This is a genomic window from Priestia sp. 40 (genome assembly GCF_049368575.1).
In the GTDB taxonomy this organism is placed as follows: Bacteria; Bacillota; Bacilli; order Bacillales; family Bacillaceae_H; genus Priestia; species Priestia zanthoxyli.
In genome coordinates, this window is sequence record NZ_JBMPZA010000015.1 from 285,656 (window position 1) to 308,815 (window position 23,160).

General features: G+C 38.7%; 22 protein-coding genes. 9 read left to right on the plus strand and 13 right to left on the minus strand.

Going from position 1 to position 23,160, the window contains the following annotated elements; all coding sequences use genetic code 11:
• Positions 1 to 2 precede the first annotated feature (2 nt).
• The gene (argJ, locus tag ACO1DI_RS16305; protein ID WP_371906089.1) at positions 3 to 1,235 is read right to left on the minus strand and encodes a bifunctional ornithine acetyltransferase/N-acetylglutamate synthase; all 1,233 of its coding nucleotides are present in this window, start codon (positions 1,233 to 1,235) and stop codon (positions 3 to 5) included.
• A gap of 48 nt (positions 1,236 to 1,283) precedes the next feature.
• The gene (gene argC, locus ACO1DI_RS16310; RefSeq protein WP_014461610.1) at positions 1,284 to 2,327 is read right to left on the minus strand and encodes an N-acetyl-gamma-glutamyl-phosphate reductase; all 1,044 of its coding nucleotides are present in this window, start codon (positions 2,325 to 2,327) and stop codon (positions 1,284 to 1,286) included.
• A gap of 352 nt (positions 2,328 to 2,679) precedes the next feature.
• Here argC and ACO1DI_RS16315 point away from each other — a divergent pair, with 352 nt between their 5' ends.
• Positions 2,680 to 3,378: a Crp/Fnr family transcriptional regulator gene (locus ACO1DI_RS16315; RefSeq protein ID WP_014461611.1), complete on the plus strand. Its 699-nt coding sequence runs from the start codon at positions 2,680 to 2,682 to the stop codon at positions 3,376 to 3,378.
• 31 nt (positions 3,379 to 3,409) lie between these two features.
• On the opposite strand, the gene ACO1DI_RS16320 is transcribed toward ACO1DI_RS16315, so the two are convergent.
• On the minus strand, positions 3,410 to 3,718 hold the full coding sequence (locus ACO1DI_RS16320) for a metal-sulfur cluster assembly factor (protein WP_013055384.1): 309 nt from the start codon (positions 3,716 to 3,718) through the stop codon (positions 3,410 to 3,412).
• 234 nt (positions 3,719 to 3,952) lie between these two features.
• Here ACO1DI_RS16320 and ACO1DI_RS16325 point away from each other — a divergent pair, with 234 nt between their 5' ends.
• The 3 genes from ACO1DI_RS16325 (at position 3,953) to ACO1DI_RS16335 (ending at position 5,801) form a co-directional block, all read left to right on the plus strand.
• Complete coding sequence (locus ACO1DI_RS16325) at positions 3,953 to 4,765, plus strand: Cof-type HAD-IIB family hydrolase (RefSeq protein ID WP_014461612.1); 813 nt, start codon at positions 3,953 to 3,955, stop codon at positions 4,763 to 4,765.
• Between the two features lie 121 nt (positions 4,766 to 4,886).
• Positions 4,887 to 5,036 carry a hypothetical protein gene (locus tag ACO1DI_RS16330; protein WP_013081728.1) on the plus strand — a complete coding sequence of 50 codons (150 nt, stop codon included), beginning with the start codon at positions 4,887 to 4,889 and terminating at the stop codon, positions 5,034 to 5,036.
• A 3-nt stretch (positions 5,037 to 5,039) separates the two neighbouring features.
• A complete protein-coding gene (locus tag ACO1DI_RS16335) occupies positions 5,040 to 5,801 on the plus strand; it encodes a DUF3813 family protein (RefSeq protein WP_115653053.1) in 762 nt (253 codons plus the stop codon).
• 35 nt (positions 5,802 to 5,836) lie between these two features.
• Here ACO1DI_RS16335 and ACO1DI_RS16340 read toward each other — a convergent pair whose 3' ends face one another.
• Positions 5,837 to 6,676: a YitT family protein gene (locus ACO1DI_RS16340; protein WP_042992588.1), complete on the minus strand. Its 840-nt coding sequence runs from the start codon at positions 6,674 to 6,676 to the stop codon at positions 5,837 to 5,839.
• Between the two features lie 256 nt (positions 6,677 to 6,932).
• Here ACO1DI_RS16340 and ACO1DI_RS16345 point away from each other — a divergent pair, with 256 nt between their 5' ends.
• Together ACO1DI_RS16345 and ACO1DI_RS16350 are read left to right on the plus strand one after the other, a co-directional pair.
• A complete protein-coding gene (locus ACO1DI_RS16345; RefSeq protein ID WP_182421379.1) occupies positions 6,933 to 7,793 on the plus strand; it encodes a DegV family protein in 861 nt (286 codons plus the stop codon).
• A 52-nt stretch (positions 7,794 to 7,845) separates the two neighbouring features.
• Positions 7,846 to 7,977 carry a DUF3941 domain-containing protein gene (locus ACO1DI_RS16350; RefSeq protein WP_014461616.1) on the plus strand — a complete coding sequence of 44 codons (132 nt, stop codon included), beginning with the start codon at positions 7,846 to 7,848 and terminating at the stop codon, positions 7,975 to 7,977.
• 34 nt (positions 7,978 to 8,011) lie between these two features.
• Here ACO1DI_RS16350 and ACO1DI_RS16355 read toward each other — a convergent pair whose 3' ends face one another.
• Positions 8,012 to 8,875, minus strand: coding sequence for a CvfB family protein (locus ACO1DI_RS16355; protein ID WP_014461617.1), 864 nt, complete (start codon positions 8,873 to 8,875; stop codon positions 8,012 to 8,014).
• Positions 8,876 to 9,130: 255 nt separating this feature from the next.
• Here ACO1DI_RS16355 and ACO1DI_RS16360 point away from each other — a divergent pair, with 255 nt between their 5' ends.
• From ACO1DI_RS16360 to ACO1DI_RS16370, 3 genes are all read left to right on the plus strand, one after another.
• Complete coding sequence (locus ACO1DI_RS16360; protein ID WP_014461618.1) at positions 9,131 to 9,622, plus strand: YajQ family cyclic di-GMP-binding protein; 492 nt, start codon at positions 9,131 to 9,133, stop codon at positions 9,620 to 9,622.
• Between the two features lie 139 nt (positions 9,623 to 9,761).
• Positions 9,762 to 10,625, plus strand: coding sequence for an SDR family oxidoreductase (locus ACO1DI_RS16365; protein ID WP_014461619.1), 864 nt, complete (start codon positions 9,762 to 9,764; stop codon positions 10,623 to 10,625).
• 104 nt (positions 10,626 to 10,729) lie between these two features.
• The gene (locus ACO1DI_RS16370) at positions 10,730 to 12,142 is read left to right on the plus strand and encodes a sigma-54 interaction domain-containing protein (RefSeq protein ID WP_014461620.1); all 1,413 of its coding nucleotides are present in this window, start codon (positions 10,730 to 10,732) and stop codon (positions 12,140 to 12,142) included.
• A 27-nt stretch (positions 12,143 to 12,169) separates the two neighbouring features.
• On the opposite strand, the gene ACO1DI_RS16375 is transcribed toward ACO1DI_RS16370, so the two are convergent.
• The 8 genes from ACO1DI_RS16375 to ACO1DI_RS16410 all read right to left on the minus strand — a co-directional run bounded on the left by ACO1DI_RS16375 (position 12,170) and on the right by ACO1DI_RS16410 (position 23,051).
• Positions 12,170 to 13,588: an amino acid permease gene (locus tag ACO1DI_RS16375; protein ID WP_098113546.1), complete on the minus strand. Its 1,419-nt coding sequence runs from the start codon at positions 13,586 to 13,588 to the stop codon at positions 12,170 to 12,172.
• 23 nt (positions 13,589 to 13,611) lie between these two features.
• A complete protein-coding gene (locus tag ACO1DI_RS16380; protein ID WP_014461623.1) occupies positions 13,612 to 15,291 on the minus strand; it encodes a M20/M25/M40 family metallo-hydrolase in 1,680 nt (559 codons plus the stop codon).
• A gap of 103 nt (positions 15,292 to 15,394) precedes the next feature.
• Positions 15,395 to 16,600 (minus strand): ornithine--oxo-acid transaminase, encoded by a 1,206-nt coding sequence (locus tag ACO1DI_RS16385; RefSeq protein WP_014461624.1) that lies wholly within the window; start codon positions 16,598 to 16,600, stop codon positions 15,395 to 15,397.
• A gap of 23 nt (positions 16,601 to 16,623) precedes the next feature.
• Positions 16,624 to 18,171 carry an L-glutamate gamma-semialdehyde dehydrogenase gene (gene pruA / locus ACO1DI_RS16390; RefSeq protein WP_014461625.1) on the minus strand — a complete coding sequence of 516 codons (1,548 nt, stop codon included), beginning with the start codon at positions 18,169 to 18,171 and terminating at the stop codon, positions 16,624 to 16,626.
• Between the two features lie 347 nt (positions 18,172 to 18,518).
• Positions 18,519 to 19,553, minus strand: a complete 1,035-nt coding sequence (locus tag ACO1DI_RS16395; protein ID WP_014461626.1) for a LacI family DNA-binding transcriptional regulator — start codon at positions 19,551 to 19,553, stop codon at positions 18,519 to 18,521.
• 54 nt (positions 19,554 to 19,607) lie between these two features.
• Positions 19,608 to 21,122: an alpha-amylase family glycosyl hydrolase gene (locus ACO1DI_RS16400; protein WP_042992334.1), complete on the minus strand. Its 1,515-nt coding sequence runs from the start codon at positions 21,120 to 21,122 to the stop codon at positions 19,608 to 19,610.
• A 149-nt stretch (positions 21,123 to 21,271) separates the two neighbouring features.
• Positions 21,272 to 22,672, minus strand: coding sequence for an ammonium transporter (locus tag ACO1DI_RS16405; protein ID WP_042992335.1), 1,401 nt, complete (start codon positions 22,670 to 22,672; stop codon positions 21,272 to 21,274).
• 37 nt (positions 22,673 to 22,709) lie between these two features.
• Positions 22,710 to 23,051: a P-II family nitrogen regulator gene (locus tag ACO1DI_RS16410; RefSeq protein WP_014461630.1), complete on the minus strand. Its 342-nt coding sequence runs from the start codon at positions 23,049 to 23,051 to the stop codon at positions 22,710 to 22,712.
• Between the last annotated feature and the right edge of the window lie 109 nt (positions 23,052 to 23,160).

Below are 23,160 nucleotides of genomic sequence, written 5' to 3' on the forward strand. Positions count from 1 at the left end.
CCTTACGTTCGATAACTGGCGTTGATTTTGACATAATCGTAAGTCAAATCGCAGCCCCACGCCTTGCCAATTCCATTTCCCTGCTGCAAGTCAACATAGACTTCAACCATATCATTTTCTAGATAAGCCTTTGCTTCTTCTTCACTAAATGAAACAGGCTGACTGTTTTCTAACATCTGGATATCACCTAACGAAACATTCACTGTTTCTGGATTAAGTGCTACTCCGCTGTACCCGACTGAACAAATAATTCGTCCCCAATTAGCATCGGCTCCATACATGGCCGTTTTCACTAGGTTCGAGCCCACAATTTGTTTAGCAATCACATTTGCTTCTTCGTTTGTATGAGCCCCAGATACGTTTACTTCAATTAGTTTTGTTGCTCCTTCACCGTCGCGTGCAATTTGTTTGGCTAAATCTTCACACGTCAAACGCAGTGCTTCATAAAACGAATTCCATTCAGGATGATCTGGTGTAAGCGACTGGTGATCAGCGTTTCCATTTGCTAAAACAACAACCATATCATTCGTTGATGTGTCACCATCCACTGTAATTTGATTAAAGCTTTTATTTGTAATAGAACCTAGCGCATCTTGTAACACTGAAGCTTCAACCTTAGCATCCGTTGTGATAAAGCTAAGCATCGTAGCCATATTTGGGTGAATCATTCCTGATCCTTTCGCTGTGCCGCCAATGGTAACTACTTTGCCATCAATTTTTGTTTCATAGCAAGCTGACTTCATTACGGTATCTGTTGTTAAAATAGCCGTTTGAAATTCTTCTGCTTTTTCTTTGTTCGATGAAGGACTTAATAACCCAATGCCCTTCACGATTTTTTCCATATCTAGAAGCTCTCCAATTACCCCTGTAGAAGCTACCGCTACATGATGAGGTAGGATATTAAGCTTTTGGGCACATGTATTTCGCATTTGGTATGCATCTTTTAATCCTTGTTCTCCAGTACATGCATTTGCACATGCGCTGTTCACAACGATTGCTTGCAGCTTCTGCTCCACTGCTACACTTTCTTTTGTAACAGCTAAAGGCGCTGCTTGGAAGGCATTAAGCGTGTAAACAGCTGCGCAATTAGCTGGCACATCGCTTACAATAACTCCTAAATCTTTTTTAGCATAACGTAAACCAGCGTGAACGCCATCTGCTGAAAAACCTAGCGGCGTTACAATTGTACCGTTCTCTATTTTCTTTATCTTTTCTTTCGTTTGTTTAACCGTAATCACTATACGTTCCCTCCTGCTTTTATCGTGATTAGTGATGCTTTGCTTTTATGGGAAGACAGGCAGTAGTCCAATACCCGTTTGCTGTTCAAATCCCATCATAATATTGGCATTTTGAATGGCCTGACCGGCTGCCCCTTTAACTAAGTTATCAATGACAGAAACAATCGTGACACGCTTTGTTCGTTCGTCAAATGCAATACCAATATCGCAATAATTTGATGCACTTACTTCTTTAGTAGACGGAAATTCACCAGCTTTTCGAACGCGTACGAACGGGGAGTTTTGATATGTATCTACATATAGCTGATGAAGCTCTTGTACTGAGCTCTCTTCAGAAAGTTCAGCGTATATCGTACTCATAATCCCTCGAGTCATTGGAACTAAGTGCGTACTGAACGTAACATGGCCAATTTCCTCATCCCACTTTTCTAAAATAGATTCGATTTCTGGGATATGTTGATGTTGATTAACTTTGTATATTTTCATATTTTCATTGATTTCAGCATAATGAGCCATTTGCGAAAGACCGCGTCCTGCTCCTGAGATTCCGGACTTTGCATCAATGATAATAGAGTTTGATTTTACCATTTGTTTACTAACGAGAGGAGCTAGCCCAAGCAGTGTAGCTGTTGGATAACAACCCGGGTTCGCAACAAACGTACTGCTTTCGACTTCGTCTGCAAACCATTCTGATAATCCATACACAGACTGTTGTAAAAACGCTTCGGCTGCAGCAGGCTTTTTGTACCATTTTTCATAAAGCGCTTCTGTTTTTAATCTAAAATCTCCAGATAGATCTACCACTTTTATTCCTTCTTCTATTAATTGAGGTACAAGTTTGCTAGAAACACCGGACGGAGTTGCTGTAAACACTAAATCTAATTCTTCAGCCATATTCTTAGGGTTTATATCTTGCAGCGTATATACAGTATTAGAAAGGTGAGGATAAACTTCTGCTAGTTCCATCCCATCCTGAGAAGATGAATAAACTGCATAAACATGAAAATGTGGATGATTCGCTAACAAACGAATCAGTTCTACTCCTCCATACCCTGTTGCTCCAACAATTCCTACCTTGTATTCTTTCATTTTAAAACTCCTTTTTCCACGTATCTATTTGAATTATTTATCATTATAATACCGTATAAAAATAAAATCAAATGAATATTTAAAAAATACAACACTTTATTCTATATTTTTAAACATTTTTATTTATTCATAAGTTTTTATTTTTATAACTATCTTTCTATTTTTGTTTAGAAATTGTTCACAGATAGTTTTGGAAAACACTGGTTGTTTTTGTGTATAATAAGAATATCGATAAAAATCATCCGTATGACATTTTTTCATACGGCTAGTGGACGTACAGCATATACAGACTGTTCTAACTTAATAGATTAATAAGTAACAGTCGCAAAAATTTTAATTAAAAGGTGATAACATGATGAACATCACAACGGATTCTTTTTCAAATGAGCTGCAGCAATTTTTTATGGACTTTGATCATAAAATTTCGTTTAAAAAAGGTGACTTTCTCTTTCAAGAAGGTTCACCTTCAACTCATTTATTTTTTATTACTTCTGGAGCTGTACAAGTAGGTAAAGTGACGCCGGAAGGACGCGAACTGACGCTTCAGCTGGCAAGCTCAGGAGACTTAATCGGGGAAGTTATGCTGTTTTGCGGATCTACTCCCCATATGCTTCAAGCAAAAGCCATTGAACCTTGTACAGCGATCAGCATTCAAAAACGGGTGTTAGAAAACGAACTAGCACAATACCCTGCTCTTTCTATGGAGTACATGAAGTGGATGGGACTCCAAATTAAGCGAATGCAGACGAAGTTTAGAGACTTAATTCTAAATGGAAAAAAAGGAGCTCTCTATTCTACTCTGATTCGCATGTCCAATAGTTTTGGGGTAATGAAGCCAAATGGTATTTTATTAAACGTAACGTTGACAAATCAAGAGATCGCTAATCTATGCGGGACATCCCGAGAAGTGGTCAATCGCATGCTCGCTGAGTTGCGAAAAAATGAAGTAATTTCAATGACAGATGGAAAAATTATCATTCATAAGCTCTCTTTTTTAAAGAAAGAAATAGACTGTGAAGACTGCCCTGTGGAATTGTGCAGAATTGAATAAGAAAAAAAGCCATCATTGATGGCTTTTTTTCTTATTGAACACCTAATGCAATTTTAGCGTAGCGCGTCATGCGATCTTTATCCCATGGCGGATTAAATGTGATATTCACTTCTACATTTTCTACTTCTTCAAGCGAAATTAATTGTTTTTTTACTTGTTCGCCAATCACACCAGCTAGCGGGCAGCCAATAGAAGTTAACGTCATCGTCACGATGACTGTGTTGTTCTCTTCCATTTCTACACCGTACACTAAGCCTAAATTTACGATATCAACGCCAAGCTCCGGATCAATCACTTCTTCTAGTGATTCCATAATTTTATCTTCTAACTGTTTATCCACATTCATTCTCCTTTCTTTTACTTCCGTAATTATCTTCACGTATTAAATATACCCTGAAACAATTTATCGTAAGCAATCAATAACTATGACTTACACCGTAACAAGACAATTTTTACATGTCAATCGTTCTGCTTTTCTCATAGGAAAAAGTTGTGTAAAATATGGGAATACAAGCATGAATACTGGTAGAATTCAATATAATCGTATAACTACTTCAATTTAAAAGGAGCCTATATGAGAAACGACCAACACTTAATCGCATTAGATCTAGATGGAACATTATTAACGAATGAAAAAACTATTTCCTCTAAAACAAAACGAGTATTAGAAAAAGCCAAACAAGAAGGACATATTGTAATGATTGCCACTGGCAGACCTTATCGTTCCAGTGCTATGTACTACAGCGAATTAGATTTATCCACCCCTATCGTAAACTTTAATGGAGCGCTGGTCCATCATCCCCTACAGCCTAATTTTGGCACGCATCACGAACCTTTAAACCGAAGTACTGTTCATGAGATTGTAACCGCTATGCAAGACTATCGCATCAACAACATCATGGCAGAAGTGCAAGATGATGTATACCTTCATTTTGAAGATCGAAAGTTAATGGATGTCCTTAGCATGGGGGATCCTAAATTACAAACGGGTGATCTGCGTCATACGCTGCAGCACGATCCAACGTCTATTTTAATTCACGCAGATGAAGAACATGTACAAGATATACGCTCTCATCTTTCAGATGTTCATGCAGAAGTACTAGAACATAGACGCTGGGGAGCACCTTGGCATGTTGTTGAGATTGTAAAAAAAGGACTGAATAAAGCGGTAGGTCTTGAGCGCGTAGCTAATCATTATCAAATTCCACGCGAACGAATTATTGCGTTTGGAGATGAAGACAATGATTTTGAAATGATTAAATTTGCAGGACATGGAATTGCCATGGAAAATGGTATTAACGAATTAAAACAGCTAGCGCGTGAAGTAACAAAATCTAATGAAAATGATGGTATTGCTTATTATTTGGAAAAAACGTTAAATTTATAACTTAGCTTTTTTTGAAAAGCAAGGTAAATTTTTATCGCTATCATTTTTTTTATTTAGCACACACTATAACCGACACTTCTTAAGGTGTCGGTTTTATTTATATTACGAGGAGGAATTTATGATGGGCAGAGGCAATCGATCAAAACGTTTTGTGAAACAAGGTGCAGACGCAGTTCAAAAACATGATGAACGAATTCCTTATCATATGACTATGGCGGAGGCAGAAGCATTTCAAGCTCAGCAGCGCCAAACTCCTCATGGAGGACAGTAACTTATGAAAAATTCACTTTTTGGTCAAGTAAAAGATGCGATTCGAAATGCAGTATCCGGCCATTCAGAAGATCAGCTTCACCGTCAAAAGAATGGCAACGGTGAACTTGATATTTCAGAAAGCGTATTAAATAGCATTGCTTCTAACGCTTCTCCACAAGAACAAGAGCAGTTAAAGCAATTCCAAAATTCATTGCATCAAGCGTATCATACAGATGGAGAATCACATTCGCGAGAGAAAAGCGCAGATATTACGTCGGATACGCTGTCTCATATCGTTCAGAATGCTTCTTCCGAAGAGAAGGCACAGCTTGAACAGCTTCAAAGCACTTTAGAAGGCGGTCAGTCTCACGCTCACGGTGAAGCTCACACGTCCAGCGAGAGCGTTGCAGCTGATATACTATCTCATGCACAGCAAAATGCTTCTCCTGAAGAAAAGAGCCAGCTTGAACAGCTTCAAAGCACTTTAGAAGGCGGTCAGTCTCACGCTCACGGTGAAGCTCACACATCTAGTGAAAACGTGGCAGCTGACATGCTGTCTCATGCACAGCAAAGCGCTTCTCCTGAAGAACAAGCTCAGCTTCAGCAGCTTCAGAATACTTTGGGAGCTTCTGGTCAAAATCATCAAACGTCTCAGGCTCATACGTCTGCAGCTTCTGATGAAAACATTGCAGCTGATATGCTGTCTCATGCGCAGCAAAATGCTTCTCCTGAAGAACAAGCTCAGCTTCAAGAACTTTCTAATGACTTAAAAGGTACACATTAATACAAAGGGTCCAGGTAATTAATACCTGGACCTTTTTAATCTTTGCGAAACAAACCAAAGATTCCCGTTGTCTGAACAATATTGGTAAATGCCTTAGGATCTACCTCTTTAATTACTCGTTCCAAGTCAAATAATTCATATCTAGTCAAGACAATCATTAGCATTTCTTTATCTTCGTTTGTAAAGCCGCCTTTAGCCGGTACCGCCGTAATGCCTCGCACGAGTTTGGCGTGAATCGCCTTTCTTAGCTCCACTCCTTTTTTCGTTACGATCATTGCTGTGAGTTTGACATGACGCGTATGAATAACATCAATGACGCGAGTGGTCGTATAAAGCGTCACAAGCGTATAGAGTGACTTCTCAGCACCATATAAAAGACCTGCTAGCACGATAATAATTGCATTTAATATGAACATATAAGTGCCAATTGGTCGGTCTTTTACTCGAGACAAAATTAGGGCAATAATATCGAGCCCACCAGTTGAAGCTCCAAATTTTAACGTAATTCCTACCCCTACCGCTAAAATAACGCCTCCAAAAACTGCGTTAAGGATGATGTCTTTAGAAAGTGCTTGAATAGGAATAATTCCAAGAAACAAAGTTGTTGCAGCAACGCTGATAAAGCTGTAAACAGTAAATGACTTCCCAACTTTTTTCCACCCTAAAATAGTTACAGGGATATTTAACAACAGCAGCAGCACTCCAGTGGAAATAGTAAAAGGGGTGTAATCTGTCACGATACTCGAAACAAGCTGCGCTACTCCCGTAAAGCCGCTCGAATATACATTAGCAGGTATCAAAAACAAGTTGAGCGCAAGCGCATTCAATAATGCTCCTACCAAGACGACTATCGCTTTTTTTGCTTCAAGCCACATATTCAAATGACCGACCTCCGCTTTTTTAAAACTTCTTACTTTCTTATACCCATTTATAAAATGAATAAAGTCAGCATCTTTAAAATAGTTAGTACATATAGTATGTACGATTTGGCAGAATTAAAAAAACTTATTCAAAAATTGTATTTTCCTCAAAGTGCTTATACACTAATACTATGTCGTATATAACGTTTCTCAATGTTTATACATCAAACTCATTTAATATTTTATAAATGCAATTAGGAAGGTGACATTTATGTCAATTAAACTTTTAACCGATAGTGCAAGCGATTTGCCTTTATCTTTTTTTAAAGAAAATAACATTGGCTTTTTACCGCTTCGCGTAAGCTTGGATAACCAAGAATATTTAGATCTACAAACGATTGAACCAGCCTCTGTCTACGAAGCCATTCGTAAAGGCAAGATGCCAAAAACATCTCAAGCGGCTCCAACTACTATGTATGAAGTCTTTGAGAACATAGCTAAATCAGGTGATTCGTGCATTTATTTAGCATTTTCTTCAGAATTATCCGGTACATATCAAACAGCAATGATGATTCGAGAAGAGCTCCTAGAAAAATATCCTGATTTCCAATTAGAAATAATCGATACGAAATGTGCATCTCTTGGCCAGGGAGTAGTTACTTATTATGCAGCACAATTATTACAACAAAACCTCTCACTAGTAGAGATGACAGAAAAAATAAAGCAATACGCTCTGCATATGGAGCATATTTTTACGGTAGATGACCTAGATTTTCTTGCTCAAGGAGGCCGCGTGAGCAAAGCTTCTGCTTTTGTAGGAGGTCTGCTTAATATTAAGCCGCTGCTTCATGTGGAAGATGGAAAATTGATTCCAATCGAAAAAATCCGCGGTCGTAAAAAAGTATTTAAACGCATGCTTGACGTGATGGAAGAGCGAGGAAAAAATCTCTCTTCTCAAACCATTGGAATTAGCCATGGAGATGATTTAGAAACAGCTCTTCAGCTGAAAGAGATGATTCAAGAACGTTTTGGAACCAAACATTTTATTATTAATATTATTGGTGCAGCCATAGGTTCTCACTCTGGCCCAGGGACGATTGCAGTCTTCTTTTTGAACGAAATCACCGAATAATTTAAAGAGGTCAGGGCATTCTAAAGGTACGATCAAAAAGGGGTGTATCACAATGCCAAAAACGAGCGATAACGATAAAAAAGCAAAAGATAATAACGCAAAGCTTCACGAAAAGAATCTGCAAGCTAAGCATAACGGTGAGCTTGGAAAACATTCATTTTCTAAAAAAACTGATCACTTATAAAAAGAAGCCGCTGAAAATTCAGCGGCTTCTCCTTTTAGTTTTCTTCTTTTTTAAAATATGTCCATCCTTCTTCTTGATAAACTTTTCCTTCTTTCATCATTTTACCAAGCGCACGCTTAAACGCAGCTTTACTCATATTAAAGCGCTCACGGATATCTTCTGGATAGCTTTTATCCCAAAATGGCATAACGCCACCGCGACTTTCCATGTAATCGTATAGTACTTGTGCATCTTCATCCATGCTTTCTTGTTTGCGAGGAAGAAGTGATACGTTTAAGGTTCCGTCTTCTTTTACATTAATGACACGGCCGGTTACATACGTACCAAGCTTTGGTTCTCTACGTCTTTCGCTTTCGTGGATAAACCCAACATACCCTTCATCTGTCATAATAAATGAACCTACGCGCAGGACGCGATAGATATATCCGCTCACTTCACGATTAAAAAGTTCAGGTGGAGCATCTAATGCCATTGCTTTCATCACATCATCTGTAGCAATTTTCCCGTACATCTTACCGCGCTTTGAAATCTTCATCGTACAGTAAACTTTGTTTCCAACTTCTGGCCACAGCTCTTCTAGAGCAGGTAAGTCGGTTGAACCAATTAACATATCTTTGTTCATGCCGATATTTACAAACACACCTAAACCTGGATTAACGTCTACGACCTCAACCCACTCATAGACACCTTCTTCAACAAGGGGTAAGTGCATCGTTGCCGTTAAGCGATCATGCTGATCAAGGTATAGGAAAACTTCTACTTCTTCTCCTTCAGCAAGTTCTCTTGTTGTTTCATTTTTATGTAGCAAAATTTCTTCTTCGCCTTCTGCTAACATATAACCAATCGGCGTTTCCCGGTTTACTGTTAAATACGCTTTCATCCCAGCTTCTACATTCATCGTTCTATCCATCCTTTATATAAATTAGTAGTGATTGTTCCTTCACCACATACCTTCTCACTTTGCATCAAACAGCATTCTAAAGTTCAAATTAACTTAAATGCATACGTTTTGTTAAAAAGCTGCTTCTATAGCTTACAACAAAAAGCATAACTTGTATTGTATCAATTACCGGCTCTCTATTCAATATCAGTTGTATACAGTTTGTGTTTTATTTATAATAAAAGAACAAACTCTTTACATATGGAGGTTATTATGGCTAAAGATAGTTCATTTGACGTTGTGTCACAAGTCGATTTATCAGAGGTAACAAACGGCATTACCATGGCAACAAAAGAAATTAAAACCCGCTACGATTTTAAAGGCAGTAAAAGCGAAATCTCGCTTGAAAACGAAGAGCTTGTTCTTATTTCTGATGATGAATTTAAGCTTGAACAGTTAAAAGACGTACTGATTTCTAAGCTCATCAAACGCGGCGTACCTACACGCAATATCTCCTACGGTAAAATTGAAAATGCTTCTGGAGGAACGGTTAGACAGCGCGCTAAGTTAATTCAAGGTATCGACAAAGACAACGCTAAAAAGCTAAATACAATTATTAAAAATACCGGTTTAAAAGTAAAAAGCCAAATTCAAGATGATCAGCTTCGCGTAAGCGGTAAAAATCGTGATGACCTGCAGCAAATTATTTCAGCTATTCGCAGCGCTGATTTACCTATTGACGTACAATTTATTAATTACCGCTAAAAATGGATGCCCCTGGCATTCATTTTTTCTTTCAAAGCCTTTTTTTATCCGTTTAGGCTTATCCCTGTGCATAGATACACTCTCTTAACAAATACTAGTATACGCTTACATACTTATATTAATTAAGGAGTGTATACCAATGAATCAAAATCAAAAACAAAACTTCCCTCCTCAGCATCAGCAAACTCAGCCAGGTATTGAGAAAGATATGCATCCAATCCCTACCTCTATCGCTCCAGACTATAAGGCAAGCGGAAAATTACAGAACAAAGTAGCCGTTATCACAGGAGGAGACAGCGGAATTGGGCGTTCTGTCGCTTACCATTATGCGAAAGAAGGTGCAAACGTTGTTGTAACCTATCTTAATGAACACGATGATGCAAATGAAACTAAAAAACAAGTTGAACGAATGGGAGCTTCTTGTTTGTTGCTTGCTGGTGACATAGGAGATGAACATTTTTGTCAAGAAGTCATCTCAAAGGCCATTCAGACTTTCGGAAAAATAGACATCTTAGTCAATAATGCAGCTGAACAGCACCCTCAAAAAAGTATTACGGATATCACGACTGAACAGCTTACCCGTACGTTTCAAACGAATATTTTTTCAATTTTCCATTTGACCAAAGCTGCATTGCCTCATTTAAAACAAGGAAGCGCTATTATTAATACAACGTCTGTGACAGCCTATCATGGGCATGACCAGCTGATTGATTACTCTTCAACCAAGGGTGCTATCGTGGCTTTCACACGTTCTTTGTCAGCTTCGCTCGCAACAAAAGGCATTCGTGTAAACGGCGTAGCTCCAGGACCCATCTGGACACCTCTTATTCCGTCTACGTTCGACGAACAGCAAGTTGCAACATTTGGATCTAACACACCTATGAAACGCGCAGGACAGCCTTCTGAGCTCGGAGCGGCCTATGTATATTTGGCAAGCTCTGATTCTTCTTATATGTCAGGGCAAGTCCTTCACATTAATGGAGGATCCATTGTAAACGGATAACATTTCTCTTCGGTCATTCATTTATTTTTATGTGGAAACACTATCAGAATTCAGCTATTTTTGTTTAAATAGAGATATGAACACCGCTAAAGGAGAGTATTTGAATGACCGATACATTAAGCACTCTTAAACATATATATGAAACCATTTTAAATAAAGTCGATGCTGGTATCCATGCGGTCGATGAAACAGGAAAGACGATTATTTACAATGAAAAGATGACAAAGATGGAGCTGATGGATGAACAAGACGTTTTACATAAAAACTTGCTAGATGTGTTTATGTTCAAAGAAAATCAGCAAAGCACGCTTGTACAAGCGCTGCAAAAAGGAAAAGAAACGGTTAACGTCAAGCAAACGTATTTTAACAATCAAGGGCAAGAAATCACAACGATTAATAACACCTTTCCTATTTTAAAAGACGGTGTCATTCACGGAGCGGTTGAAATTGCTCAGGACGTGACAAAACTAGAGCGTCTAATCCGGCAAAACATTAGGCAAAAAGGAAACACACGCTTTACGTTTGATAGCATCATCGGAAGCAGTCAAGCCGTTCACGATGTGATTGAAGACGCCAAACGCGCCACTAGAACTCCTTCTTATGTCTTAATTATTGGAGAAACAGGCACGGGGAAAGAACTGTTTGCTCAAAGCATACATAATGGCAGCAGCCGCTCTTCTGCTCCTTTTATTTCACAAAACTGTGCTGCGCTACCGGATAATTTAATTGAAAGCCTTTTATTCGGTACGAAACGCGGAGCTTTTACAGGTGCAATGGATAATCCTGGTCTTTTCGAACAAGCGCAAGGAGGCACATTACTGCTAGATGAAATCAACTCGTTAAACCCAAATCTGCAGGCTAAGCTTCTTCGAGTACTGCAAGAAAAAACCGTACGAAGAATTGGGGATACAGTGGACAAACCGGTGAACGTTCGAGTCATCGCGAACATGAATGAAGACCCAATCGATGCGATTGCAGAAAATCGATTACGCAAAGACTTATATTATCGACTTGGCGTCGTGACGCTTTTTATTCCTCCTCTTCGTGAACGAAAAGAAGATATTATTGAATTAACAAAGTTTTTCATCAAAAAATACAATGATTTGTTTCAGATGAATGTAAAAACCATAGATCACCAAGTCATGTCTTCGTTTCTCTCTTATGACTGGCCAGGGAACGTACGGGAATTAGAACACATTATTGAAGGTGCAATGAACTTGGTGATGGATGAAGATGTTATTCACTATTCTCACCTGCCTTTCCAATACAGAACGAAGTTCCAGCTAAAGCAGCATGAACACTTTGAAAATAAAACAAGCAGTGAAGCACCTTCTTATCCAAGCGCTTTTCAACCTTCTCTTCCTTTAAAGGAACAGCTGTTAGCGTTCGAAGCAGAATGTATTAAACAAACGCTTGAACAACACAGCCACAACATCTCAAAAAGTGCTAAGATACTAGGGCTGACTAGACAAAGCTTGCAGTATCGTATGAAACGATTAGACATCCGCTCTAAATAAAAAAGAAGTGCACAGTGCACTTCTTTTTTATTTTGCTTTATAAACCGGTGAATCCGATTGTTTTTGATTAATATTTTTCTTGATTCCTACGTGATAATACACGTAGAGTACAATAATTAAAGGGACCCCGCAGTAAAGACCAATTCGTTGATCCGGAATAAAAATTAAGCTGATTAATACAAGTCCATACAAACAAAAACCTAGAATAGGAACGAACGGATAAAGGGGCGTTTTAAATTTCAATTCCTTTACATCTCCCCCTTCCGCTAAAAAACGACGGCGGAACATAAATTGAGAGGCACAAATGGACATCCAAACAATAATGGTCACCATTCCTGAAATCGAAATAAACCAAAGATATACGGTTTCAGCAGCCACGACGCTTGTAATCAACGAGCATCCCGAAATAATCATCGTCACAATTAACGCGTTAATTGGAACACCTTTTGAAGATAATTTCTTTAAAGGTTTTGGCCCCATATTGCTGTTTGACAATGACCAAAGCATACGGGAAGCAGCGTAGACCCCAGAGTTCGCCACGGATAACACAGCTGTTAAAATGACAAAGTTCATGATATCCGCTGCATAGGGAATTCCAATTTGATCTAATACGGCAACAAACGGACTTTCAATAACTCCCGCTGTTTTGTATGGCAGAATAGAGACTAAAACAAACATAGCTAACACAAAGAAAAACAGCGTTCTCCAAATGACGTTTCGAATAGATCTCGGCAACGTTTTCTCAGGACTTTCACTTTCTCCTGCTGCAATGCCAACAAGCTCCGTTCCTTGAAACGAAAAGTTAACCGTTACTAAAGTCAATAAAACTGCCAGTATTCCATTTGGAAAAAGACCTGCGCCTTGGGTAAAATGTGAAAGAAACGGTGCGGGTTCTCCTCCCTTAAAATCAATAAAACCAAAAACAGCAGCTCCTCCAATTAAAATAAATAGAATAATAGCCGTAACTTTAATACTCGAAAACCAAAACTCAGTTTCAGCATAGCTTCGAGCAGAAAGAGCGTTAATTAAAAACGTAATGACCCCAAAAATCAAGCACCATGACCATATAGGTACATCAGGAAACCACCTCTGCATTAAAATTCCTGCTGACGTAAATTCAAGCCCTGTCGTATTTGCCCAGCTGAACCAGTACAGCCATCCAATCATAAAGCCTGTAGAAGGTCCTAAAAACCTTGTAGCGTATTCTTGAAAGGAACCTGAAACCGGCATTGCTACCGCTAGCTCTCCTAAACAAAGCATAACTAAGTACATGAGGAAGCCGCCTATTATATAAGCAAGAATGGCTCCTCCCGGCCCTGCCTGGCTAATAGTAAAACCCGAACCTAAAAATAGGCCTGTTCCAATCACGCCTCCTAACGCAATCATAAATAAATGTCTGCTTTTCATTGTTCTCTGTAATTGGTTTTGTTCTGTATGTCTATTCATCGGTACCTCCGTTCTTCATTTTCTTATATGTGGTTTGTACAAGCATGCCTACTTTTTAGCATCTGAACAGTTGTTTCTTGAATCAGCTTAGGAAGGACGCCGAACGAATAAGGCTTATACACTCGCTCTGTCCACTTATGTCCGTCTTTCCCATATACTCCTATATTGATGGACGGAATATTTAACTCTCGAATTTCACGGAAAGGAATCGCCCCTGCAATCCCCCACCCCGGAAAGTTACGTGTAAAAGCATCGATTTCCTCATCTGTCTCATGAAGAGATAAAAAGCTGCCATCCGCTAGGTAGGGAAAAAATTTTTTAAACTGAAACGTCTCTCCCGTCTGTTTTCCAACCTTCTCCACAGCCGCTTGTAAAGGATAAAGAAGCTGCTGATCTCTACTTTCGTCTTTCTTCAAGTGATTATGAGGCAAGTAAGGCGGTGCAAAAAAGACAATTACGCGCGGACTTTGATGCGGATCTAACTTTTGAAGTTCTTCAATTACTTTAAAGCACCTTGTTCTAAGTTCTAAATGCGCATACTGTTCGAAAGCTCGTTCAATACAAGCCTGAGCATTTATCCCTTTTTGATCCAATTCTTCCAGATAATCTTCCAAACTCACAACATCCACTTTCCAAGACAAGTTTCGCTTTGGTAAATTCGTTCTTCGCGCAAAAAGTTCGTAATAATCAGAAAGTTTTTTCTCTACTTTTTCACATGCTTCGATTGATAATCCAATTAATTGACTCATCACTTCTTTTGCCGTTCGTTCATAGATGAAATAGTTAAAATACAAATGACTGCTTACGGCGGTTTGCACATTATAAGCCTCTTTATTATCTCGTTGATACAGACAGGAAGGTGGCAGTACCAGCTCTCCTTCAATATTTTCAGCTAGATTAATATTGTTATGGATGCTTCCCGTAATCTCAGATGCAATCAAATTAGGATCTATACCAGCAAGCGTATCTCCTACGTGTACCTCCCTTCCGTAAATATAAAAACATGGAAGCAGTTTCCCAGCAGCTCCTGTATAAATATAGCGCGTGGAATCTCCATCGTAAAGAGGTGTAATAAAGTCGGTATTAATCGCTGCTACATATGAAAGATTTTTCTCTTTTTTCAAACGGTTCAGTTCAGAAACAGCAGAAATAATTCCAGCATGCTGACTTTCCTCATCTGGGTTGACCATAAAAAGGACGTTTCCTTCTAATTGATTTGGATGCTTAGTAAAATGCAGCACATTGGCTAAATGTACAGCAATTCCACTTTGCATATCAACGGCTCCTCTTCCAAACATCCATTCACCTGAACGAGCATCTCGCTGTACATCTTCATTAATGTTATGCATAGAGAAATAGTGCTGAAGTTCTTCTGGATCTAACGCTATGTCTTTTAATGGACCAAAATCTTCAATGCCAACCGTATCTAAGTGAGCGTGATAAATCATTGTTTGAGCATTTTTTTTGCTGCCTTGAATAAAAGCAAATACATTTTTTCTACCTAGCGTATCGCCATTAATTTTCTGTTCCCAAACGTGAAGGGGATTTTCTTTGAAATAAGGAAAACTTTGAAGCGTGTTTTTAATGAAATCAGCAATCTTTACTTCGCCGCTTGTCCCATTGATACTTTTGATTTTCACTAACGCTTTTGTTAAACATTCAACTTGCTCTTCTATGCTTAGCTGTGAGAGTTGGGTATACACTTCTATTCCTCCTGCCTATCAAATAAAAACGTTATTTAGCTGCATATGAACAAAAATAGTACGATATATACATATCGTACTATTTTTATTTATTTTAAACCGATTACTCAGCAAATACTTTTTCAATTCGTTCAATTGCCCAGTCCAACTCTTCTTTTGAAATCGTTAGGGGCGGAGCAAAACGAATAACCGTACTATGCGTTTCTTTACAAAGCAAACCTTGGTCTTTTAATTTTTCACAATAAGGACGAGCCTCTTCGTGTAATTCTACCCCGATGAACAGGCCTCGGCCGCGCACTTCTTTAATAACTGGATTGCTTAAGCTTTGGAGCTTCTGCTTGAAATAAGAACCTAATTCTAATGAACGCGCTGGAAGTTCTTCATCTTCAATTACTTCCAAAGCAGCTAATGATACGGCACAAGCAAGCGGGTTTCCTCCAAATGTTGAACCATGAGAGCCAGGGTTAAAGACACTTAAAATGTCTTCGTTAGCGACTACGCAAGAAATAGGGAAAACTCCTCCTCCAAGCGCTTTACCTAAAATCAGCATATCTGGTTCTACACCTTCCCAATCACAAGCAAACATCTTCCCTGTACGCGCTAAGCCGACTTGGATTTCGTCAGCAATAAATAGCACATTGTTTTCTTTACATAAGTCAGCTGCAGCTTTTAAGAAGCCTTCTGGAGGTAAAACGATACCTGCTTCGCCTTGAATTGGCTCAATTAAAAATGCGGCCGTATTTGGTGTAATAGCAGCTTTTAACGCTTCTAAATCACCGTAAGGAATCGTTTGAAGTCCTGGAAGCATCGGTCCAAAACCACGTTGATATTCTGCTTCAGATGATAATGAAACAGCTGTCATTGTACGACCGTGGAAGTTGCCCACACATGCGATGATTTGTGCTTGATTTTCAGCAACACCTTTCACATCGTAAGCCCAGCGGCGTGCAGCTTTAATGGCTGTTTCCACCGCTTCTGCTCCCGTATTCATTGGAAGAGCCATATTTTTATTTGTTAATTTACAAATCTTTTCATACCATGGACCAAGCTGATCATTATGAAACGCTCGTGACGTTAACGTTACTTTATCAGCTTGACGTTTTAATGCTTCAATAATTTTTGGATGACGATGTCCTTGGTTAACAGCAGAATAAGCACTTAGCATATCCATATATTTATTATTTTCTGGATCGTGTACCCATACGCCTTCTGCCTTTTCAATTACAATCGGCAGCGGATGATAGTTGTGTGCCCCAAATTTTTCTGTTTGTTCAATGATTTTCACCGTTTTTTGTGTTTCAGTTGTCATATTTACTCCTCCTTATTTCCCAATTAGAATGTTTCAGATGTTGTTTTTGCTTGCATGTGAAGAACAAGATAATCCGGTCCGCCTGCTTTTGAATCCGTTCCTGACATATTAAATCCACCAAAAGGCTGGTAACCAACAATCGCTCCTGTACATCCTCTGTTAAAATACAGATTTCCAACATGGAACTCTTCACGAGCGCGTTCAATATGCTCGCGGTTATTTGATAATAAAGCGCCTGTTAATGCATATTCTGTATTGTTTGCAATCTCCATCATATGATCAAAATCTCGCGCTTTAGAGAATGCTACTACCGGACCAAAAATTTCTTCTTGCATGAGACGAGCTTTTTCATCTACATCCGCAAAAATAGTTGGCTGAATGAAGTATCCAGTTGAATTGTCTGCTTCTCCTCCCGCAACGAGACGCCCTTCTTCTTTTCCAATTTCAATATACGATAATACTTTATTGTACGAAGCCTCGTGAATAACAGGTCCCATATAAGTCGAAACTTCTTCCGGGTTGCCAACGGTTAATGTTTTTGTTAGCGCAACTGCTTTTTCAAGCACTTCATCATATACATCTTGATGCACAACAGCACGAGAACCTGCGGAGCATTTTTGCCCTGCAAAACCAAATGCAGAATATACGATTGAAGAAGCTGCTAAATCAAGATCTGCATCTTTGTCTACAACCACCGTGTCTTTTCCGCCCATTTCAGCAATAACTCGTTTTAGCCATTTTTGTCCCGGCTGTACTTTTGCTGCTCTTTCGTAAATGCGGCAACCTACTGCGCGCGAGCCGGTAAATGAAACAAAGCGTGTTTTTGGATGTTCAACTAAGTAGTCACCGATTTCAGGTGTAGCACCAGGAATAAAGTTTAATACGCCTTTCGGTAAACCTGCTTCTTCCATTACTTCTACAAATTTCGCTGCTACTACAGGAGTGGCATCAGCTGGCTTTAATAAAATCGTGTTGCCTGTTACGATAGCTGCTACTGCTGTTCCAGCCATGATAGCTAACGGGAAGTTAAATGGTGAAATGATAATACCTACGCCAAGCGGAATATAATTGTACTGATTATACTCACCGTCTCGACTCTGTACTGGAGAACCGTCTTTTAACGTCAAGACTTGACGTGCGTAGTACTCTAAAAAATCAATTGCTTCTGCTGTATCAGCATCTGCTTCGTTCCAAGGCTTTCCTGCTTCTTTTACAAGATAACTAGAAAATTCATGCTTTCTGCGACGAATGATGGCCGCTGCACGGAAAAGAATATCTGCTCGATGTTCTACTTTCCATTTTTTCCACGTTTCAAAAGCTTTTAAAGCTGACTGCATCGCTTGCTCTGCTAGATCTTTATTTACTGTAGATACATATCCAATCACTTCTTTTATATTCGCTGGGTTAACAGACGTAATTTTCTCTTCAGTTTCCACTTTTTCACCGTCGATCACAAGCGGGTACGTTTTGCCAAGCTGTGTATTTACATATGTTAATGCTTCTTGAAATGCCTTTTTATTGTTTTCGTCCTTAAAATTTGTAAATGGTTCATGAGAATAAGAAACTACCATGATATATACCTCCTAGTATGCAAATCTTTGTTTACTTTATAGTTATGCAAATAGCGTGCCAACTTTTAATAAAACTTTACAGCCTATTTGTCATCAAGGTTTTCGCCACTTATATGATTCTTTCTTTTTGATAAAGAAAAAAATAATTGGCATGTGTATATTTTTTTTGCGCTTTAAATGCCAATTTATTTGGCATAAAAAAATATATTGAGACATACCTAAATCAATCTAATCTAAAAACGAAAAAATCCGAACGAGTTTGATTCTCCATCAAGAATCAAACTCGTTCGGACCTTCCTTCAACTACAATACTTTTGTCTCAGCCTCTTTTCTATTTGTATATAAAGTTATCTTTTCGTCATTTGAATGGTTTTGCAGGACTGTCTTTTAATCATTTTGTGAGGAACGCGCACTTGTTCTGCAACGGCATATGGCGTTTCAATCTGCTTAATCAAGCAGCGTACAGCCTGATAACCAAGTTCAAAAATATTAATATCAATAGATGTGAGAGCTGGTCTAGCCATTTCGGCGATTAAGACATTGTTAAAACTGACAATTGAAATGTCTTCAGGCACTGAAATCCCCAATTCATCTAATGTATTTAAGACACCTAATGCCATTAGATCATCTGCTACTACTAGAGCCGTTGGACGTTCTTTTAGAGATAAAAGTTCGCAAACAGCTTCTTTTCCTCCCTTTTGTAGAAATTCTTCATGAATCACATACTCGTCCCGGTAAGGAATGTTGGCTTTTTGAATCGCTTTATCATAGCCTGTTAAACGGTCAATGGTAACGACTAATTCAAGACTTCCACCAATAAACGCAATACGCTCATGACCAGATTCAATTAAATATTCCGTCGCTTCTTTTCCAGCTTTAAAATTATCATTATCAACAAACGTGATGCTTTCACTATGTTTAAACGGCTTTCCAATAACTACAAACGGTACGCTCTGCTCTTGCAAATAAGAAAGCACCTGATCATCAACTTTGGAGTACAACAAAATTAATCCATCCACTCTTCTCCCTTGCACCATTTGAACAACTTCTGCAAAAATCTCTTCTTCCGTTTCCCCAGTGGACATATAAATCGCTCTTTTGTTTTCATGAGCTCCAGTGCTGATTCCTCTTAGCACTTCAGGAAAGAATGGATTTTGAAACACCTTATCCGCTGAGCTCGGCATCACTAGGCCGACTGCCTCTGTCGTTTGATTTGCTAGACTTCGTGCAATAATATTTGGGTGATAACCAAGTTCTTTCATAGCCGATCGCACGCGCTGTTTTGTTTTTTCACTAATTCTTGAGCTGTCTGCAATGACGCGAGATACTGTCGAAGGGGCTACATTTGCTAAAATTGCCACATCTTTTATTGTTACACCCATAATTCCACCTCTTAATTATGTTTTCTTCAATACTTATCCAATATAATTTGACAACTACGACGCGCTGTCCTTTTTACGAGATTGAAAAATTTTCTTTTCTTGTCTTCTTTTTGACGATGCTTTGTACAAAAAGATGCCAAATCCCGTATAAACAGCGGCAACCGCTGCGATATATCCAATATTAAGCCCTGACTTTTTCACTACTTTATATACATTTGTGGTCTCAGGCTCCAATGAAATGTTGTATACATCGTCAACTGGCCGTATAATTCCTTCCGTTATTAACCCTCTTAGTTCATTTTCTTTTCCAACTTTTTCAAGCGGGACATTAATGGCCGATGTTTCCTTTGTATTATTAATCACAACAAACGTCGTTTCATCCTCATATTTTCTCTTATATACAGCCACACCTTCTTGTTCAGAAACAAGGGTAAAGCTTCCATTTCGAAGGGAGGGTGACTTTGCTCTAAGTTCAGCCAGTTTTTTCAAATGATCTATAATATCAGGATTAGCTAAAAAATTCATCATGCCATAATTTTCTGCTCCCTTTCCCCCATTCAGCGCAATTTCTGTTCCATAAAAAACGATTGGTACACTCGGCGAAGTATAAAGGTAGGAAAGCCCTTGCTTTGTTCGGGCTCCAGGGTGATTTTCACTCTTTAATGCTTTTGCTGTAAAACGTGTGCTATGAACATCATCTAAAAAGTTGGCTAAAGGCTGATTACTTCCTTTTCCCCACTTGTCATACAACATTTTCTGCGGATGATTAGTACCGCTAAACGTAGCGGCAGTGGCTTCGGCTAGCGTTCTATCTACAAGCAAATCCATTCCTAACGAATCAGTCTGCTCATTTTTTTTAAATCGTTGCCCGTTTATTTCTCCTATTAATAGAAAAGAAGGATCCATGCTTTTTAGCGTCTGAGAAAATGATGAAATAAATGCAGAAGGAGCTTGATCGATATCTTTAACGTAATATCCGTCAATATCTGCTTGTTTTCTCCACCAAGCAGCATTTTTAATAAGGTATTTCTGCACAGCGCTTTCTTTTAGATTAAGATGAGGCAATGCTTTAATTACTTCGTTATCTGTACCGGATTCATTACTTATCCATGTTTGTTTTCCTTCATCTGCTAACCAGGTATGATCGTTGCTGATTGTCAAAGGAAATTCGACCATAATTTTTATATTGCGCTCATGTGCTTTCTTCACAAGATTTTGTAAGTCTTTTAACGTTCCAAAATGATCGTCTATTTTATAATGGTTGGTCACCGCATATCCATGATAGCCTGTCTCGTCATTTTCCATAAAAGGAGTCAATAAAACAGCGGTAAATCCCATCTCTTGAATATAGTCTAACTTTTGTGCTACTCCCTGTAAATCGCCTCCATAATAGGCATCTGAGCGTTCATAGTTAACATTTCGATCATTTTGTTCACTTCCGTTATAAAAACGGTTAATCATCAATGAGTATATCACCTCATCACGTATATCTTTATGATCTTGCGCTGAGGCGCTGCTTCCAAAAAGCAATAATAGTATAAGTAGCATACTTGTCCTTTTCCATTTCATCTATTCCCCTCCTATAGACGAACTGTTTCAAACTCACTTTTGTTTCCATTATAACGTTAACGCTTACATTATTGTTAAATAAGTTGATAAAAACAAAAAAAGTGATTAAAAGTTTTTACTTTTAATCACTTTTTTCCATCTATATACTGCTATACCGTCTCATTTACGTTCGATATATGAGGTTTGTCCGATACTTTACCAACTTTATTTAATCGATCAATCAATCCAACACCAAATTCAGGATGAAGATTACCGTCTCCTGTCGCTACAAAACTTTCACGAAATTCGTAGGCGGATGAACCGTGTTCAGCAAAATCTAAACCAGCAATTTCTTCTTCGCTTGATACTCGAATAGAAGAAAAACGCGTGAGAACAAATAAGAATAACCCAACCGTTCCAATTGTCCAGCCCATCACAGCTATAATTCCAAGAGCTTGAATACCTAATAGCTGTATGCCGCCGCCATAAAATAAACCATTAGTCGTATCAAACAGCCCCACTGCTAACGTCCCCCAAATACCGCAAATTCCATGAACAGTAATAGCGCCAACTGGATCGTCTAACTTCATTTTGCTATCGATAAGATGCACAGCTTCTACTAGAATAATTCCTGCAATTAGCCCAATGACGATCGCACCTGGAATCGATACGTTTGCTGTTCCAGCTGTAATCCCTACAAGTCCAGCTAAGGCACCGTTTAATGTTAAGCTAGCGTCAATACGTTTGTAGCGAAACTTTGTATATAAAGCAGAAGACAGGACTCCACATGACCCAGACATTAATGTAGTTGCGATGATTCCTGGTACAAGGGCAGGATCCGCTGCTAATGTACTTCCTCCATTAAATCCAAACCAGCCAAACCAGAGGATAAATACACCTAATGCGCCAAGTGGAATGTTATGTCCTTGAATAGCATTGACTTTTCCATCGCTTCCATACTTTCCAAGGCGTGCTCCTAGAAAAGCAACTGCTACTGCCGCACCAAGAGCTCCAGTCAAATGAACAACTGTCGACCCTGCAAAATCTACGAAGCCTAGTTTAGACAACCATCCTCCTCCCCATACCCAGTGGCCTACAACTGGATAAATAACAGCTACCATCGCAATTGTGAGCAGCATATAGCTGGATAATTTCATACGTTCCGCTACCGCTCCTGAAATAATCGTAGCGCACGTTGCTGCGAAAACAATTTGGAAGACAAAAAAGCTCATTTGATCGCTTTCTCCATTTAAAAAGAAACCGCTTGAACCGATAAATCCTCCTTTAGAACTTCCGAACATAAGAGCAAAACCAATTACAAAATACAAGACGGAGGATACAGCTACCGTTAGCATATTTTTCATTAAGATATTAAGCGAATTTTTCGAACGAGTGAAGCCTGTTTCAACCATTGCAAACCCTGCGTGCATTAAAAACACCAATACTGCCCCAAACATTACCCACATCATATCAATTGATGCGCTGACTGATTCAACAGTTGGATCAGCGGCATTAACGCGTGTTGCTGCCAACAAACTAATAAACAAAACCGCACTAATTTTCTTTTTCAACGCTTAACTCCCCCTCTATTAAAATAACACTCTCTTTTTATAAAATTGCTTCTATACCTGCTTCTCCTGTTCTAATTCGTACAGCATCCTCTACCGGATATACAAAAACCTTTCCGTCGCCTATTTGATTCGTAGAACAAATTGATTGAATGATCTTAATGACTTCATCAACTTGTTCTGTTTCTAAAATCATTTCTACTTTGACTTTAGGTACTAGTTTTATTTCAAAACTTTGTCCTCTGAACAGTCCCTGCTCTCCTTTTTGCTGACCGCAGCCTGCCACTTCTGAGACAGTTAATCCGTTTATTCCTACTTCCTCTAATTTTACGCGCAGTGCTTGAAATTTTTCTGGACGAATGATAGCTTCTACTTTTTTCATCGTAATCCCTCTTTCATGTTAGTTTTATTCACATTTAATGTTATATATATTATCATATAGTTAATTTTCTGAATATTCAAGTTAATATATCGTAAAAATGAGACTTTTT